We start from the raw sequence: 14,940 nt of genomic DNA, 5'->3' as shown, positions 1-14,940 counted from the left end.
GGGCTTCTCGGCCAACCGCCAGGCTGCTGACGGCGGCGGACCAGGCTTACTTCTTCGAGGGCGGCAGGTCGGTGCAGGACCCGTGCGCCACCTCCGCCGCCATGCCGATGCTCTCGCCCAGCGTGGGGTGCGGGTGGATGGTCTTGCCGATGTCCACCGCGTCGGCACCCATCTCGATGGCCAGCGCGATCTCGCCGATCATGTCGCCGGCGTGGGTGCCCACGATGCCGCCGCCCAGGATCTTGCCGTGGCCATGGGCCTCGGGGCTGTCGTCGAACAGCAGCTTGGTGAAGCCCTCGTCGCGGCCGTTGGCAATGGCGCGGCCGGAAGCCGTCCAGGGGAACAGGCCCTTCTTGACCTTGATGCCCTGCGCCTTGGCCTGGTCCTCGGTCAGGCCCACCCAGGCCACTTCGGGGTCGGTGTAGGCCACGCTGGGGATCACGCGGGCGTTGAAGGCGGCCGAGGCCAGGTCCTTGTTGCCCTGCAGTTCACCGGCAATGACTTCCGCCGCCACGTGCGCCTCGTGCACCGCCTTGTGCGCCAGCATGGGCTGGCCCACGATGTCGCCGATGGCGAAGATGTGCGGCACGTTGGTGCGCATCTGGATGTCGACGTTGATGAAGCCGCGGTCGGTCACGGCCACGCCGGCCTTGTCGGCGGCGATCTTCTTGCCGTTGGGCGTGCGGCCCACCGCCTGCAGCACCAGGTCGTAGGTGCCTTCGCTCTTCGTGCCGTCCAGGCCCTCGAACTGCACCTTGATGCCTTCGGGCGTGGCCGTGGCGCCCACGGTCTTGGTCTTCAACATGATGCTGTCGAAGCGGCCCTTGTTCATCTTCTCCCAAACCTTGACCAGGTCGCGGTCGGCGCCCTGCATCAGGCCGTCGAGCATCTCGACCACGTCCAGGCGGGCGCCCAGCGTGCTGTACACCGTGCCCATCTCCAGGCCGATGATGCCGCCGCCGACGATCAGCATCTTCTTGGGCACACCCTTGAGCGCCAGCGCGCCGGTCGAATCCACGATGCGCTCGTCCTGCGGGAAGAACGGCAAACGCACCGCTTGCGAGCCGGCGGCGATGATCGCGCGCTTGAAGGCCACGACCTTCTTGGTGCCGGTCTTGTCCTGGCCCGTGCCCGTCGTCTCTTCCACTTCCACGTGGTTGGGGCCGACGAAGGCGCCGTAGCCGCGCACGGTGGTGACCTTGCGCATCTTGGCCATGGCGGCCAGACCACCGGTCAGCTTGCCGATGACCTTTTCCTTGTGGGCGCGCAGCTTGTCCACGCTCACCGTGGGCTTACCGAACTCGACGCCCAGATCGCCCAGGTGCGAGACCTCGTCCATCACCGCCGCGACGTGCAGCAGCGCCTTGGACGGGATGCAACCCACGTTCAGGCAGACGCCGCCCAGCTGAGCGTAACGCTCGACGATCACGACCTTCAGACCCAGGTCGGCGGCGCGGAAGGCGGCCGAATAGCCGCCGGGGCCGGCGCCCAGCACCAGCACGTCGCATTCAATGTCGGCCGAGCCGCCGAAGCTGGCGGCCGTGGGGGCCACGACCGGCGCAGTGGCCGGGGCCGCAGCGGGTGCGGCGGCAGGCGCAAGTGCTGCGGCCGGTGCGGGAGCAGCCGCAGCGCCCTCCGCGTCCAGCACCAGCACGACCGAACCTTCGCTGACCTTGTCGCCCAGCTTGACCTTGAGCTCTTTGACCACGCCAGCGTGCGACGAGGGGATCTCCATCGAGGCCTTGTCAGACTCGACCGTGATGAGGCTCTGTTCGGCCTTGATGGTGTCACCCGCCTTGACCAGCAGTTCGATGACCGCGACCTCGTCGAAGTCACCGATGTCGGGAACCTTGATGTCCATGAGTGCCATGTTCGGGTTCCTTTACAGCAGCACGCGACGGAAGTCGCCGAGGATCTGGCCGAGGTACGCGTTGAAGCGGGCCGCTGCGGCGCCGTCGATCACGCGGTGGTCCCAGGTCAGCGACAGCGGCAGCATCAGGCGCGGCACGAACTGCTTGCCGTCCCACACCGGTTCCATCTGGCTCTTGCAGACGCCCAGGATGGCGACTTCGGGTGCGTTGATGATGGGCGTGAAGTAACGGCCACCGATGCCACCCAGGCTGGAGATGGTGAAGGTGGCGCCGGACATGTCGGCGGGGCCGAGCTTGCCGTCGCGCGCCTTCTTGGCCAGTTCACCCATTTCCTGGCTGATCTGCAGCACGCCCTTCTTGTCGGCGTCCTTGATGACGGGCACGACCAGACCGTTGGGTGTGTCGGCCGCAAAACCGATGTGCCAGTACTGCTTGTAGACCAGCGCATCGCCGTCCAGCGAGCTGTTGAACTCGGGGAACTTCTTGAGCGCGGCGACGCACGCCTTGATCAGGAAGGCCAGCATCGTGACCTTGACGCCGCTCTTCTCGTTCTCCTTGTTGGTCGAGACGCGGAAGGCTTCGAGGTCGGTGATGTCGGCGTCGTCATGGTTGGTGACGGCCGGGATCATGATCGCATTGCGCAACAGGTTGGCGCCGCTGATCTTCTTGATGCGGCCCAGTTCCTTGCGCTCGATCGGGCCGAACTTGGCGAAGTCCACCTTGGGCCAGGGGATCAGGCCCAGCTCTGAGCCGCCACCGCCGGACGATGCCGGGGCCTTGGCCGCTTGCGCCTTGGTCTGCACCGCGCCGGCCATGACCGACTTGGTGAACGACTGGATGTCTTCGGCCGTGATGCGGCCCTTCAGGCCCGAGCCCTTGACCTCGTCCAGCGGCACGCCCAGTTCGCGGGCGAACTTGCGCACCGACGGCGAGGCGTGCGGCAGACCCAGAGCCGGGGTGGCGGTGGGGTTGTGCGCCGGAGTAGTGGCAGGAGCCGAGGCGACGGCAGCGGCGACCGGAGCGGCCACAGCAGCGGCAGCAGGTGCAGCAGCCACCGGAGCCGCAGCGGCCGGTGCCGGTGCAGCGGCACCCGCGGCACCTTCCAGAATCGCCAGCAGGTCCCCGATGTTGACCTTGTCGCCGACCTTGACCTTGAGTTCCTTGAGCACGCCGGCGTGCGAAGACGGAATCTCCATCGACGCCTTGTCGGACTCGACCGTGATCAGGCTCTGCTCGACCTTGATGCTGTCGCCAGGCTTGACAAACACTTCAATGACCGCGACGTCCTTGAAGTCGCCGATGTCGGGCACGCGCACTTCCACCGGTCCCGCAGCAGCAGGCGCTGCAACCGGCGCAGCCACCGGGGCTGCCGCAGGGGCCGGGGCCGGAGCCGGTGCAGCGGCGGCAGGTGCCGGCGCAGCGGCCTCACCAGCGGCTTCCACCACCAGCACCACCGAGCCCTCTTTCACCTTGTCACCCAGCGCCACGCGCATTTCTTTGACCACGCCAGCGGTGCTGGACGGGATCTCCATCGAGGCCTTGTCGCTCTCGACCGTGATCAGCGACTGCTCGGCCTTGACCGTGTCGCCCACCTTGACCAGCAGTTCGATGACCGCCACTTCGTCGAAGTCGCCGATGTCCGGGACCTTCACTTCTACCAGTGCCATGTTCTTGTCTCCGGATGTTTACGCGTAGAGCGGGTTGACCTTGTCCGTCTTGATGCCGTACTTCTTGATCGCCTCGGCCACCTTGGCCAGCGGCAGCTTGCCCTCGTCGGCCAGCGCGCGCAGGGCGGCGACCACGATGTAGTGGCGGTTGATCTCGAAGTGCTCGCGCAGCTTGCTGCGGAAGTCGCTGCGGCCGAAACCGTCGGTGCCCAGCACCTTGTACTCGCGGCCCTTGGGGATGAAGGGGCGGATCTGCTCGGCGTAGTTCTTCATGTAGTCGGTCGAGGCGACCACCGGACCGGCGTGCTTTTCGAGCTGCTGCGCCACAAACGGCACGCGTTGCTTCTCGGTCGGGTGCAGCAGGTTGAAGCGCTCGCAGTCCTGGCCGTCGCGGGTCAGTTCGTTGAAGCTCGGGCAGCTCCACACGTCGGCCTGCACGCCCCAGTCGGTGGCCAGCAGTGCCTGGGCAGCGATGGACTCACGCAGGATGGTGCCGGAGCCCAGCAGCTGCACGCGCTTGTCGCCTTCGGCGCCCGGCTTGCACAGGTACATGCCCTTGATGATCTGCTCTTCCGTGCCGGCGGTCAGGCCGGGCATGGCGTAGTTCTCGTTCAACAGCGTCAGGTAATAGAAGACGTTGTCCTGCTTCTCCACCATGCGCTTCAAGCCGTGGTGCAGGATCACGCCGACTTCGTGCGCGAAGGTCGGGTCGTAGCTGACGCAGTTCGGGATCGTGCCGGCCAGGATGTGGCTGTGGCCGTCTTCGTGCTGCAGGCCTTCGCCGTTCAGCGTGGTCCGGCCGGACGTGCCGCCGAGCAGGAAGCCGCGCGCCTGCATGTCGCCGGCGGCCCAGGCAAGGTCGCCAATGCGCTGGAAACCGAACATCGAGTAGTACACGTAGAACGGCACCATGATGCGGTTGCTGGTGCTGTACGACGTGGCGGCCGCGATCCAGCTGCTCATGCCGCCGGCTTCGTTGATGCCTTCCTGCAGGATCTGGCCGGCCTTGTCTTCCTTGTAGTACATGACCTGGTCTTTGTCCACCGGGGTGTACTGCTGGCCAGCCGGGTTGTAGATGCCGACCTGGCGGAACAGGCCTTCCATGCCGAAGGTGCGGGCCTCGTCCACCAGGATGGGCACCACGCGCGGACCCAGTGCCTGGTCGCGCAGCAGCTGCGTCAGGAAGCGCACATAGGCCTGCGTGGTCGAAATCTCGCGACCTTCGGCGGTCGGCTCCAGCACGGCCTTGAAGGTTTCCAGCGAGGGCACGGTGAAGCTCTCGTCGGCCTTGGTGCGGCGCTTGGGCAGGTAGCCACCCAGGGCCTTGCGGCGCTCGTGCAGGTACTGCATCTCCGGCGTGTCGTCGGCGGGCTTGTAGAACGGGATCTTGGGCAGCTCGCTGTCCGGAATCGGGATGTTGAAGCGGTCGCGGAAGTATTTGATGTCCTCGTCGGTCAGCTTCTTGGTCTGGTGGACGGTGTTCTTGCCTTCGCCGGCCTTGCCCATGCCGAAGCCCTTGACCGTCTTGATCAGCAGCACGGTCGGCTGGCCCTTGTGGTTCACGGCCTGGTGGTAGGCGGCGTACACCTTCTGCGGGTCGTGGCCGCCGCGGCGCAGGTTCCAGATGTCGTCGTCGCTCATGTGCGACACCAGTTCCAGTGCCTTGGGGTCGCGGCCGAAGAAGTGCTTGCGCACGTAGGCTCCATCGTTGGCCTTGAAGGCCTGGTAGTCGCCGTCCAGCGTCTCCATCATGATCTTGCGCAGCGCGCCGTCCTTGTCACGCGCCAGCAGCGGGTCCCAGTTGGAGCCCCACAGCAGCTTGATCACGTTCCAGCCGGAGCCGCGGAACTCGCCTTCGAGTTCCTGGATGATCTTGCCGTTGCCACGCACCGGACCGTCCAGGCGCTGCAGGTTGCAGTTCACCACGAAGATCAGGTTGTCGAGATTTTCGCGCGCGGCCAGGCTGATGGCGCCCAGCGACTCGACCTCGTCCATTTCACCGTCGCCGCAGAACACCCAGACCTTGCGGTTCTCGGTGTTGGCGATGCCACGGGCGTGCAGGTACTTCAGGAAGCGCGCCTGGTAAATCGCCATCAGCGGGCCCAGGCCCATCGAGACGGTCGGGAACTGCCAGAACTCGGGCATCAGCTTGGGGTGCGGATAGCTCGACAAACCCTTGCCGTCCACTTCCTGGCGGAAATGCAGCAGCTGCTCTTCGGTCAGGCGGCCTTCGAGGTAGGCGCGGGCGTAGACGCCGGGCGACACGTGGCCCTGGATGTACAGGCAGTCACCGCCGTGGTTCTCGGACTCGGCGTGCCAGAAGTGGTTGAAGCCGGCGCCGAACATGTGGGCCAGCGAAGCGAACGAACCGATGTGACCACCCAGGTCACCGCCATCATCCGGGTTGTGGCGGTTGGCCTTGACCACCATCGCCATGGCGTTCCAGCGCATGTAGGCACGCAGGCGTTCTTCGATCTCGATGTTGCCGGGGCAGCGGGCCTCTTCGGTTGGCTCGATGGTGTTCACATAGCCGGTGTTGGCCGAGAACGGCATGTCGATGCTGTTCTGGCGGGCTTCCTCGAGCAGTTGCTCCAGCAGGAAGTGGGCGCGCTCAGGGCCCTCTTTTTCAATGACGGCGGCCAGCGCCTCCATCCATTCGCGGGTTTCCTGGGCATCGATGTCCCCGGCACCACGGTTGTTCTGAGCGTCGGACGCTGACATGGCTGTCTCCTGTGGGTTTGAAATAAAGCTTACGGCGGTGATTCCGCAGTGTCACGGATTTTTCCACAGATCATTTTCAATTTCAATATGTGCTCTATGATTTCTTTATATGAAATATTACCGCGCACATGTTGTGGCGTCTGCTGCGCGCTCCGCCGACTCTGGCCTGTGGATTCCGCGGGCACACCCGTACACTCGAACGAATGATTCCCGCCCCTGAACAACCACCAGCGAGCCCGCCCGGAGGCACTCCGCTGGACTGGTGGCGCCGCTGGTGGCGCCGCCTTCCTCCCTCGCGCCAGGACCGCTTCGCCACGCTGGCGCCACTGCTGTCCGTCCTGCTGTTTCTGTCGGCCATCGCGGTGGCCATCACCTATCTGCGCTACGAGGAACTTGAGCGCGAGCAGGAAGCCGTGACGCGAGACGTCGAGTACGCGCAGCAGCGCATCCGGCTGCGACTGCTGGAACGCCAGGAACAGCTCATGCGTCTGGCGCGTGAGGTCGACAACAAGGAGATCAGCGCCGATGAATTCGAGTTCCAGGCCGAAACGCTCATCAGCCAGTTCCCCGAACTGCAGGCGATCAGCTGGGTCGATGCGCGCCGCACCGTCCAGGCCAGCCACGCCTCGCCCAGTGCTCCGCTGTCACTGTTGCGCCCCAAGGGCAGCACGATGGCGGCAGCCGAAGGCGATGGCTCCTTCGAGTTGGCGCGCGACCTGCGCCAACCGATCTATTCGAGGCCCCTCGGCGAGGACGCCCGCCAATCCACCCTGATGCTGCAGGTGCCTCTCACCGAGCAGGGTCGCTTCTCGGGCACGGTCATGGGCGAGTACTCCATCGACGGACTGATGCGCTTCGGCATGCCGCCGGAGATCATGGCGCGCTACGCGGTGGCCCTTCTCGATGATCGCGGCCGTGTGCTCGCGGGCAACCTGCAGTCACCGAGCGCGGTGCTGCGGCTGCTGCCCTGGTCGCCGCAGCCACTGGAGCACGAGGTGCCGGTCTCGCCGGTGGGCAACGGCCTGATCCTCAAGGCCCAGGGCTACCGCACCTCGCAGGACATCGTGGGCAGCGGCTTCTTCTGGGTCATCGGCGCGCTGTCGGCGCTCACGGTGTGGATGCTGCTGGGCACCTGGCGCCACACGCGCCGCCGCGTGCAGGCGCAGCAGGCCCTGATGTCGGAGACCAACTTCCGCCGTGCAATGGAAAACTCCATGCTCACCGGCATGAGGGCGCTGGACATGCAGGGTCGCATCACCTATGTCAACCCCGCGTTCTGCTCGATGACGGGCTGGACCGAAAGCGAGCTGGTCGGCCGCACCGCCCCCTTCCCCTACTGGCCAGAGGACGACCACGAGCAACTGGCGGCGCGGCTGGAGGACGAGCTCAACGGCCGGTCCACCCCCGGCGGGTTCGAGGTGCGTGTGCAGCGCCGCGACGGCAGCATCTTCGACGCCCGCATGTACGTCTCGCCCCTGATCGACCCGAGAGGACACCAGACCGGGTGGATGACCTCGATGACCGACATCACCGAGCCCAAGCGCATCCGCGAAGAACTCTCCGCATCCTACGAACGGTTCACGACCGTGCTGGAATCACTGGACTCCGCGGTGTCGGTGGCGCCACTGGGCAGCGACGAGATGCTGTTCGCCAACAAGATGTACCGACTCTGGTTCGGCACCCGCGGCCATGGCCACCGCCAGCTGGTCGACCTGGCCGGCAACCAGCCCACCCCCAGCCCGGACAACGGGGACGCGGTGGACGCCTTTGCCGGCATGCCGACCGACACGCTGACCGACGCGGGCGCCGAGAACGCCGAGGTGTTCGTCGAGGAGCTCGACCGCTGGCTGGAGGTGCGCACGCGCTACCTGACCTGGGTCGACGGCCGGCTGGCCCAGATGGTGATCGCCAGCGACATCACGCCGCGCCGCAACGCGGAAGAACAGGCCGCGCGCCAGGCCGAACGCGCGCAGACCGCCAGCCGCCTGATCACCATGGGCGAGATGGCGTCGAGCGTGGCGCACGAACTCAACCAGCCGCTCACGGCCATCAGCAACTACTGCAACGGCATGATCTCGCGGCTGAAGGAGCAGCGCATCAGCGAAGAGGACATGCTCGCCGCGCTGGAGAAAACCGCGCGCCAGGCCCAGCGCGCCGGCCAGATCATCCAGCGCATCCGCGCCTTCGTGAAGCGCAGCGAACCCAATCCCATGCCCTCGGACGTGGCACAGATGGTGAGCAACGCGATCGAACTGGCCGACATCGAACTGCGCCGCCACCAGGTCCGCCTCTCGCCATACGTCGCGGCGCGTCTGCCAAGTCTGATGGTCGATCCGATCCTGATCGAACAGGTGCTGATCAACCTGCTCAAGAACGCGGGCGAGGCGATTGCGCAGGCGGGCCGACCACCCGGCGAGCGCTACATCGAACTGCGTGTCGGTCCGCGCCGGCTCGATGACCAGGAGGTGGTGGAGTTCTCCGTGCGCGATTCGGGCAACGGAGTACCGGCCGAAATGATCGAGCGCATCTACGAGGCTTTCTACAGCACCAAGAGCGAAGGCATGGGCATCGGCCTCAAGCTGTGCCGCAGCATCGTCGAGTCGCACCACGGCAGGATGCAGGTGCAGAACATCTACAATGGAGATGAAGTGGTGGGTTGCTGCTTCAGTTTCTGGATTCCCGTTCAGTCCCGACTGACACAGGAACCGGAACCGGGGCCATCCGCCGCGACGTCGTTGACGGACACCGAAAGAGCGAGATGAGTTTGATTCCCAAAAAAGGCACCGTCTATGTCGTCGATGACGACGAGGCTGTTCGTGACTCCCTTCAATGGCTGCTCGAAGGCAAGGACTACCGGGTCCGCTGCTTTGAATCTGCCGAAGCCTTCCTCAGCCGCTACGACGCGCGAGAGGTCGCCTGCCTGATCGCCGACATCCGCATGGGTGGCATGACCGGCATGGAGCTGCAGGAAAAGCTGATCGAACGCCAGTCTCCCCTGCCCATCGTCTTCATCACCGGCCATGGCGATGTGCCGATGGCTGTGGAATCCATGAAGCGGGGCGCGCTGGACTTCATCCAGAAGCCCTTCAAGGAAGACCAGCTGGTGCTGCTCGTCGAGCGCATGCTCGAAACCGCGAAGGAAGCTTTTGCCACCCACCAGCAGGCCGCCAGTCGCGACGCCCTGCTCTCCAAGCTCACCGGCCGCGAAGCCCAGGTGCTCGAACGCATCGTCGCCGGTCGCCTGAACAAGCAGATCGCCGACGACCTGGGCATCAGCATCAAGACCGTGGAAGCGCATCGCGCCAACATCATGGAAAAGCTGGGTGCCAACACCGTGGCCGATCTGCTCAAGATCGCCCTGGGCCAGACACCCGCCAAAGTCTGACCCTCCACACCCTGCGCCAACGCCCGCCCCCTCCCGGCGGGCGTTTCCATTTCTCCCCTCTTTCCCCCAACGACCATGACCGCCCAACTCATCGACGGCAATGCCCTCTCCAAACAGCTTCGCACCGATGTGGCAGCGCGCGTGACCGCACTCAAGGCCAAAGGGGTGACGCCTGGTCTGGCCGTCATCCTGGTCGGCGACAACCCCGCCAGCCAGGTCTATGTGCGCAACAAGGTCAAGGCCTGCGAGGACACCGGCATGCACTCGGTGCTGGAGACCTGGCCGGCCACCATGACCGAGGCCGAGCTGCTGGCCCGCGTGGACGCGATGAACAACGACGCCAGCATCCACGGCATCCTGGTGCAGCTGCCGCTGCCGGCCCACATGAACGCACAGCGCGTGATTGAGGCGATCTCGCCCGAGAAGGACGTGGACGGCTTCCACATCGCCAGCGCCGGCGCGCTCATGACCGGCCTGCCCGGCTTCTGGCCCTGCACGCCCTACGGCTGCATGAAGATGCTGGAAAGCATCGGCTACGAGCTCAAGGGCAAACACGCGGTCGTCATCGGGCGCAGCAACATCGTGGGCAAGCCCATGGCCATGCTGCTGCTGCAGCAGAACGCCACCGTCACCATCTGCCACAGCGCCACCAAAGATCTCAAGGCCATGACGCTGCAGGCCGACGTGATCGTCGCCGCTGTGGGCAAGCGCAATGTGCTGACCGCCGACATGGTCAAACCCGGTGCCGTGGTGCTGGACGTGGGCATGAACCGCAACGACGAAGGCAAGCTCTGCGGTGACGTGGACTTTGCGGGCGTGAAAGAAGTGGCGGGCTGGATCACCCCGGTGCCTGGCGGTGTCGGCCCCATGACCATCACCATGCTCATGGTCAACACCCTGGAATCGGCGGAGCGGCGCGCCGCCTGAACACCACCCGGTTTCAGCGCAGCAGCGAGCAGGGCTGCGGGTAGAGCCGCAACAGCGGCTCCGACGGGCCCCCCGGGGCGAGCGGCCCCAGGCGCTGCTGCTCCATCAGCTCCCATTGCGCCTGCCGCCCCAGCCAGCCGGGCTGGAACTGCGCCCGTGCATCCAGCGCCTGCAACCGGACATCCGCCGCCGCAACGTCACCGCCGGCGCGGTACTGTTCCAGCCAGCACAGCTTCATGCCCGCGTAGTAGCGACCGAGCAGGTACGCCTCGCGCGTCTCCGGCAGCACGCGCGCGGCGAACAAGAGCAACAGCACCAGCAACAGCGGCCCCAGCCGGTCGCGGTGCTGGAACAGCAACAGGTAGACCGCCAGCAGTCCCGGCAGCAGCAAGGCCGTATAGCGGGACGCCATCGCGGCGCCGACACCCAGCTGCGCGCGCCCGTAGGCGGTGAGCAAGGCGAAGACCAGACTGCAACCGATCAGCACCACGCACACCTGCCACAGGGTCCGCTCGCCATCCCGCTCAGCGGCTGGGCGGCTGAGATGCCGCACGCCCCACAGCCACGCGACCACCCAGGCCGCCAGCAGCAAGGCGCCTGCGGGATAGAGGACCCAGGGCGAGGGGCGCTGCAGCATGAGCAGGAAATGGCTCAGCATGGCGGCCATGAAGCGCAGGTAGTCGGTCGGGTCCGGCCGCAGCACCTGAAAGCCGTCGGCCGACACCACGAACTGATACCGGTGCAGAAACGCCAGCAGCGTGAGCACACCAGCCGCCAGCACGACCATCGCTCGTCGGCGCTGCATCACGTTGCCGCGCCAGACGTCGACCAAGGCCACCAGCATCAGCGCAGGCAAGGCCGTGAGACCAAACCCGGTGAAGCCCAGGCACACCACCAGTGCGATCAACGCCAGGTGGTTCAGGAGGCCGGGCTCCGCCAGCCACACGTTGAGCAGCAGCATCAGGAGCAGCAGCGGGAAGATGCTGTGCGACGCGTTGGGCGCAACGACCAGGGTCTCGAAGGTGCACACGCCCCAGAACGCCAGCAGCAGCACGGCGTCCCAGAGCGACCACGGCGCCGGCAGCAGGCGCCGCCGCAAGCGCAGCGCCAGCAGGCCGGCCACCAGTTGCACGCACGCGGTCCAGAGGCTGTCCCAGCGCACGTTCCAGTCGCTGAAATGGTAGGCCGGCAGCACCAGGGAGAAGTTCAGCCCCTGACGGTGGGGCCCGTGCTGCCAGATGAAAGCGATGGCGGCATCGCTCCACTGAAAGCCGTTGTACAGCCGGGTGAGCAGGGCCCACTGGTCGGAGAAGGGCACATTGACCGCCAGCAGCCAGGTGAGCCCCAGCAGCCGCGCGGCCAGCAGTGCCGCGACCACGGCCAGCAGCCCGGCGACCATCGGCGGAGGCAGCGCCGTCAGCCACTGGGCCAGGCGCCGCAGGGCATTCATGCCGGGGACGCCGACCGCCTGGGTGCGGCCAGGCGCCACAACACCGCCCCTGAGCACAGCCACTGGCCCAGCACCAGCACCGAGCCCAGGCTGTGCCACAGGCGCAGGTCACCGCCGGTCGCGCGCGCGGTCACGATCTTCCGGACCACACCGAATTCTTGTGTCATGGCCAGCAGCACGGCCAGCGCCACCAGGGCCATGCTGATCAGCGCGGCCCTGAGATCCGGCAGCGCTTGCGATGAGGTGTCGGCGGTGAGCCATGCGCGCTGACGCCGCAGCACCAACATCAGCGGCGTTCCCAGCACGAGCCCGATCCAGCACTGGAAAGAAAACAGCTGCGCCGCCACCGGACCGGCCACCGCCGGACTGCCCAGCTTGGCGAACAGGGTGGGAACCGCGACGAAGCTCAGCCCCGTGATGCCACCCCACCAGAGGGCGGCCAGGAGGATGGACAGGCGCTGCAGCGGCATGCGGGCCGGTTCAGACGTAGCGCACCGCCACGATCTCGAAGCGGCGCGTGCCGCCGGGGGTCTGCACCTCGGCGGTGTCGCCCTCTTCCTTGCCGATCAGCGCCCGCGCGATCGGGCTGCTGATGTTGACCAGCCCCTGCTTGAGGTCGGCCTCGTCTTCACCCACGATCTGGTAGGTCATCTCGTTGCCGCTGTCCTCGTCCGACAGCTCGACCGTCGAGCCGAACACCACGCGGCCGCCGGCGTCCAGCGTCGAGGGATCAATGACCTGCGCCGCCGAGAGCTTGCCCTCGATCTCGGCGATCCGGCCTTCGATGAAGCCCTGGCGCTCCTTGGCCGCGTCGTAGTCGGCGTTCTCGCTCAAATCACCCTGCGCGCGTGCTTCGGCAATGGCCTGGATCACGCCCGGGCGTTCCACGGTCTTGAGCTTGTGCAGCTCGGCCTTGAGCATTTCGGCGCCGCGCTTGGTGATGGGATAGGTCATTTTCAAACTCCGGGATCGGCAAAAAGCAAACCGCCGATCGTTTCCGGTCGGCGGCCAATGGCCCGGATTATGCATCGAAACCCGGGCCCTCATGCCCGGGGAAACCGCGGTTGCGCTCAGTCGCGGCCGGCCTGCTCGATGGCGTCGGCCAGCCGTTTCGGATCTGTGAAACACAGCTCGTGGCTGCCGCTGCACTCCACCAGCCGGAACAGGCCCAGCCGTTCGGACAGCCGGGGGTGCCAGGGCAGGCTGTGGGGCAGCGCCGTGTCCTGCTGGCAATTGATGTAGCTCTTGCCCAGGGTCATGGCCGCCAGCGGTGTCGACAGCTTCGCCGGGTCGGTGAAGGTCTTGTAGGGATGGGGGTTGAGCAGTCCGTAGGCCTTCTCGGCCAGCGCCGCGTCGGCGTCGTTGATGAAGGCCTCGCGCCAGATCGGGTACGGCAGCATCACCGAACCGTTGTTCGCGGCCGCGATGCCGTCGAACAGAGCCACGTAGTGCGGTGGCACCAGGTCGTTGAGGCTCTCGCCGTCCAGCGGCACGAAGGCGTTCCAGTAGACCAGACGGCGGATGCGCTGCGCCGCCTGGTCGGCGGCATGGCTGATCACCATGCCGCCGTAGCTGTGGCCCATCAGGCGCACGTCCTTCAGGTCGTGCTGGTGCAGGTAATCCACCAGGGACGCCGCGGCCTCGGCCAGGCCGGTGGTGCTGCGGTCGTCGCCGGGGCGGTTGCCCGCCAGGGTTGGACAGAACACGGTGTGCCCCTTGGCGCGCAGGTGCTGGGCCACGGGCTCCATCAGCTCGCCGGTGTGCCAGGCGCCGTGGACAAGAACATAGGTATCGGCCATGAAGGTCTCCTCGAATGGGTGGCGGGGAATGGTGGCCAGCGGCCACACCACCGACACTCTAGAAACCCATGCCGGCTCGCGCTGGCCGGGTTGCGCCAGCCGGGCCGCCGGGTTGCGCCAACCCCACGGTGTCAGTGGCCGCGCCGATCCCGCACCCAGCGCTGGGGCGTCACCCCCATCACCCGCTGGAAATCGCGGCCGAAATGGGAGGCATCGGCGTAACCGCAGCGCCGCCCCACCTCGGCCATGTGCAGTCCGGCGAGCCGGGGCTGCGCGAGCAGTTCACAGGCATGGGCGATGCGCTCCTCGCGCCAGCGCCCCATCACCGTCTCGCCCGCCGCGGTGAACGCCCGGTGCAGGCTGCGCACCGACACCTGCAGCTGCACCGCGAGCTCGTCGGCCCGCCAGCCAGTCTCTCCACGGCGCTCCTGCATGAGGGCCACGGCGCGCGCGCGCAGGTCGCCGGAGCCGGACGTGTTGCGATGCGCCACCGGCTCCATCGAGGCCGCGAGCAAGGCGCCGAACTGGGCCTCAAGCCAGTCGGGCGCCATCTGAAGCGCCAGTTCGGGCTGGCGCCCCAGTTGCAGGCTCAGCGCCGACAGCATGGCGCCCCAGCCCTGCTCGCGGTGCGCCACCCGCGCATGGGACAGGTCCACGGTCTGCAGCCACTGGCCGACCCAGGCGCGCGGCATCTGCACCGACAGGCAGGTGACCGAGTGCGGGAAGTGCAGTTCGTAGGCCTGTGCCGCGTCCACCAGCACCGTGTCACCAGGGCGCAGTTGCAGCACGCGCCCACCCTGCTTCACCAGCCAGGGCTGTTCGATCTGCGTGATGAGGTAGAACGGCTGGTCCTTGCTTTTTGCGATGGCTGCAGGGGTGCGGTACACGTCCTGAGTAGAAGCCTGCACCCGGTTGACCGCGAGTCGCTGCAGCGGCAGGTGCACGAGCTGTCCGTTGAAGTGGTCCGCGGCCGAGGAGCTGCAATCCATTTCGAGGAACGCTTCGCAGATCGCGCCCACCCAGTAGTCCAGCCGCTCGCGCGGGCGGGCCTGCGCGGTGGTCCATTCGCGCAGGCGGGTGTCGGGGGCTGAAAGCACAGCGGGCATGGCCACAATCTAGT

11 protein-coding genes are annotated in these 14,940 nt (G+C 66.6%); 3 read left to right on the top strand and 8 right to left on the bottom strand.

Annotated features, from left to right (window positions below; genetic code table 11):
• Window positions 1-46: 46 nt before the first annotated feature.
• From lpdA to aceE, 3 genes are read right to left on the bottom strand one after another with little or no spacing between them, the layout of a single operon-like run.
• Window positions 47-1,870: a dihydrolipoyl dehydrogenase gene (gene lpdA, locus HPF_RS10505; protein ID WP_133156561.1), complete on the bottom strand. Its 1,824-nt coding sequence runs from the start codon at window positions 1,868-1,870 to the stop codon at window positions 47-49.
• Between the two features lie 12 nt (window positions 1,871-1,882).
• Window positions 1,883-3,538 (bottom strand): dihydrolipoyllysine-residue acetyltransferase, encoded by a 1,656-nt coding sequence (gene aceF, locus HPF_RS10500; protein WP_133156560.1) that lies wholly within the window; start codon window positions 3,536-3,538, stop codon window positions 1,883-1,885.
• Window positions 3,539-3,556: 18 nt separating this feature from the next.
• Window positions 3,557-6,259, bottom strand: a complete 2,703-nt coding sequence (aceE, locus tag HPF_RS10495; RefSeq protein WP_066154273.1) for a pyruvate dehydrogenase (acetyl-transferring), homodimeric type — start codon at window positions 6,257-6,259, stop codon at window positions 3,557-3,559.
• Window positions 6,260-6,462: 203 nt separating this feature from the next.
• Between aceE and HPF_RS10490 the strand changes: the two genes are divergently transcribed.
• From HPF_RS10490 to folD, 3 genes are all read left to right on the top strand, one after another.
• Window positions 6,463-9,021, top strand: a complete 2,559-nt coding sequence (locus HPF_RS10490; protein WP_066154276.1) for a PAS domain S-box protein — start codon at window positions 6,463-6,465, stop codon at window positions 9,019-9,021.
• Window positions 9,018-9,644 (top strand): response regulator transcription factor, encoded by a 627-nt coding sequence (locus HPF_RS10485; protein ID WP_066154279.1) that lies wholly within the window; start codon window positions 9,018-9,020, stop codon window positions 9,642-9,644. The genes HPF_RS10490 and HPF_RS10485 overlap by 4 nt, the downstream gene beginning before the upstream one ends.
• A gap of 75 nt (window positions 9,645-9,719) precedes the next feature.
• A complete protein-coding gene (gene folD / locus HPF_RS10480) occupies window positions 9,720-10,571 on the top strand; it encodes a bifunctional methylenetetrahydrofolate dehydrogenase/methenyltetrahydrofolate cyclohydrolase FolD (RefSeq protein WP_133156559.1) in 852 nt (283 codons plus the stop codon).
• Window positions 10,572-10,584: 13 nt separating this feature from the next.
• On the opposite strand, the gene HPF_RS10475 is transcribed toward folD, so the two are convergent.
• The 5 genes from HPF_RS10475 to HPF_RS10455 all read right to left on the bottom strand — a co-directional run bounded on the left by HPF_RS10475 (window position 10,585) and on the right by HPF_RS10455 (window position 14,926).
• Window positions 10,585-12,021, bottom strand: coding sequence for a hypothetical protein (locus HPF_RS10475; RefSeq protein ID WP_133156558.1), 1,437 nt, complete (start codon window positions 12,019-12,021; stop codon window positions 10,585-10,587).
• Window positions 12,018-12,491 (bottom strand): DUF4149 domain-containing protein, encoded by a 474-nt coding sequence (locus tag HPF_RS10470; protein ID WP_133156557.1) that lies wholly within the window; start codon window positions 12,489-12,491, stop codon window positions 12,018-12,020. The genes HPF_RS10475 and HPF_RS10470 overlap by 4 nt, the downstream gene beginning before the upstream one ends.
• 10 nt (window positions 12,492-12,501) lie before the next feature.
• The gene (gene greA / locus HPF_RS10465) at window positions 12,502-12,975 is read right to left on the bottom strand and encodes a transcription elongation factor GreA (RefSeq protein WP_127806302.1); all 474 of its coding nucleotides are present in this window, start codon (window positions 12,973-12,975) and stop codon (window positions 12,502-12,504) included.
• Window positions 12,976-13,091: 116 nt separating this feature from the next.
• A complete protein-coding gene (locus tag HPF_RS10460; RefSeq protein ID WP_133156556.1) occupies window positions 13,092-13,820 on the bottom strand; it encodes an alpha/beta fold hydrolase in 729 nt (242 codons plus the stop codon).
• 131 nt (window positions 13,821-13,951) lie between these two features.
• Window positions 13,952-14,926, bottom strand: a complete 975-nt coding sequence (locus HPF_RS10455; protein ID WP_243721724.1) for an AraC-like ligand-binding domain-containing protein — start codon at window positions 14,924-14,926, stop codon at window positions 13,952-13,954.
• Window positions 14,927-14,940: the final 14 nt, after the last annotated feature.

The organism is Hydrogenophaga pseudoflava, assembly GCF_004353865.1.
Classification (GTDB): Bacteria; Pseudomonadota; Gammaproteobacteria; order Burkholderiales; family Burkholderiaceae_C; genus Hydrogenophaga; species Hydrogenophaga pseudoflava.
Note: the sequence above shows the minus strand (reverse complement) of the source record. Positions and strands in the feature narration are given on the sequence as shown.

Excerpts from the sequence above, each read along its gene's own strand:
- HPF_RS10455 (WP_243721724.1), bottom strand. The coding sequence starts at position 14,926 with ATGCCCGCTGTGCTTTCAGCCCCCGACACCCGCCTGCGCGAATGGACC.
- HPF_RS10475 (WP_133156558.1), bottom strand. The coding sequence starts at position 12,021 with ATGAATGCCCTGCGGCGCCTGGCCCAGTGGCTGACGGCGCTGCCTCCG.
- aceF (WP_133156560.1), bottom strand. The coding sequence starts at position 3,538 with ATGGCACTGGTAGAAGTGAAGGTCCCGGACATCGGCGACTTCGACGAA.
- HPF_RS10485 (WP_066154279.1), top strand. The coding sequence starts at position 9,018 with ATGAGTTTGATTCCCAAAAAAGGCACCGTCTATGTCGTCGATGACGAC.
- aceE (WP_066154273.1), bottom strand. The coding sequence starts at position 6,259 with ATGTCAGCGTCCGACGCTCAGAACAACCGTGGTGCCGGGGACATCGAT.
- HPF_RS10460 (WP_133156556.1), bottom strand. The coding sequence starts at position 13,820 with ATGGCCGATACCTATGTTCTTGTCCACGGCGCCTGGCACACCGGCGAG.
- greA (WP_127806302.1), bottom strand. The coding sequence starts at position 12,975 with ATGACCTATCCCATCACCAAGCGCGGCGCCGAAATGCTCAAGGCCGAG.
- HPF_RS10470 (WP_133156557.1), bottom strand. The coding sequence starts at position 12,491 with ATGCCGCTGCAGCGCCTGTCCATCCTCCTGGCCGCCCTCTGGTGGGGT.
- folD (WP_133156559.1), top strand. The coding sequence starts at position 9,720 with ATGACCGCCCAACTCATCGACGGCAATGCCCTCTCCAAACAGCTTCGC.
- HPF_RS10490 (WP_066154276.1), top strand. The coding sequence starts at position 6,463 with ATGATTCCCGCCCCTGAACAACCACCAGCGAGCCCGCCCGGAGGCACT.
- lpdA (WP_133156561.1), bottom strand. The coding sequence starts at position 1,870 with ATGGCACTCATGGACATCAAGGTTCCCGACATCGGTGACTTCGACGAG.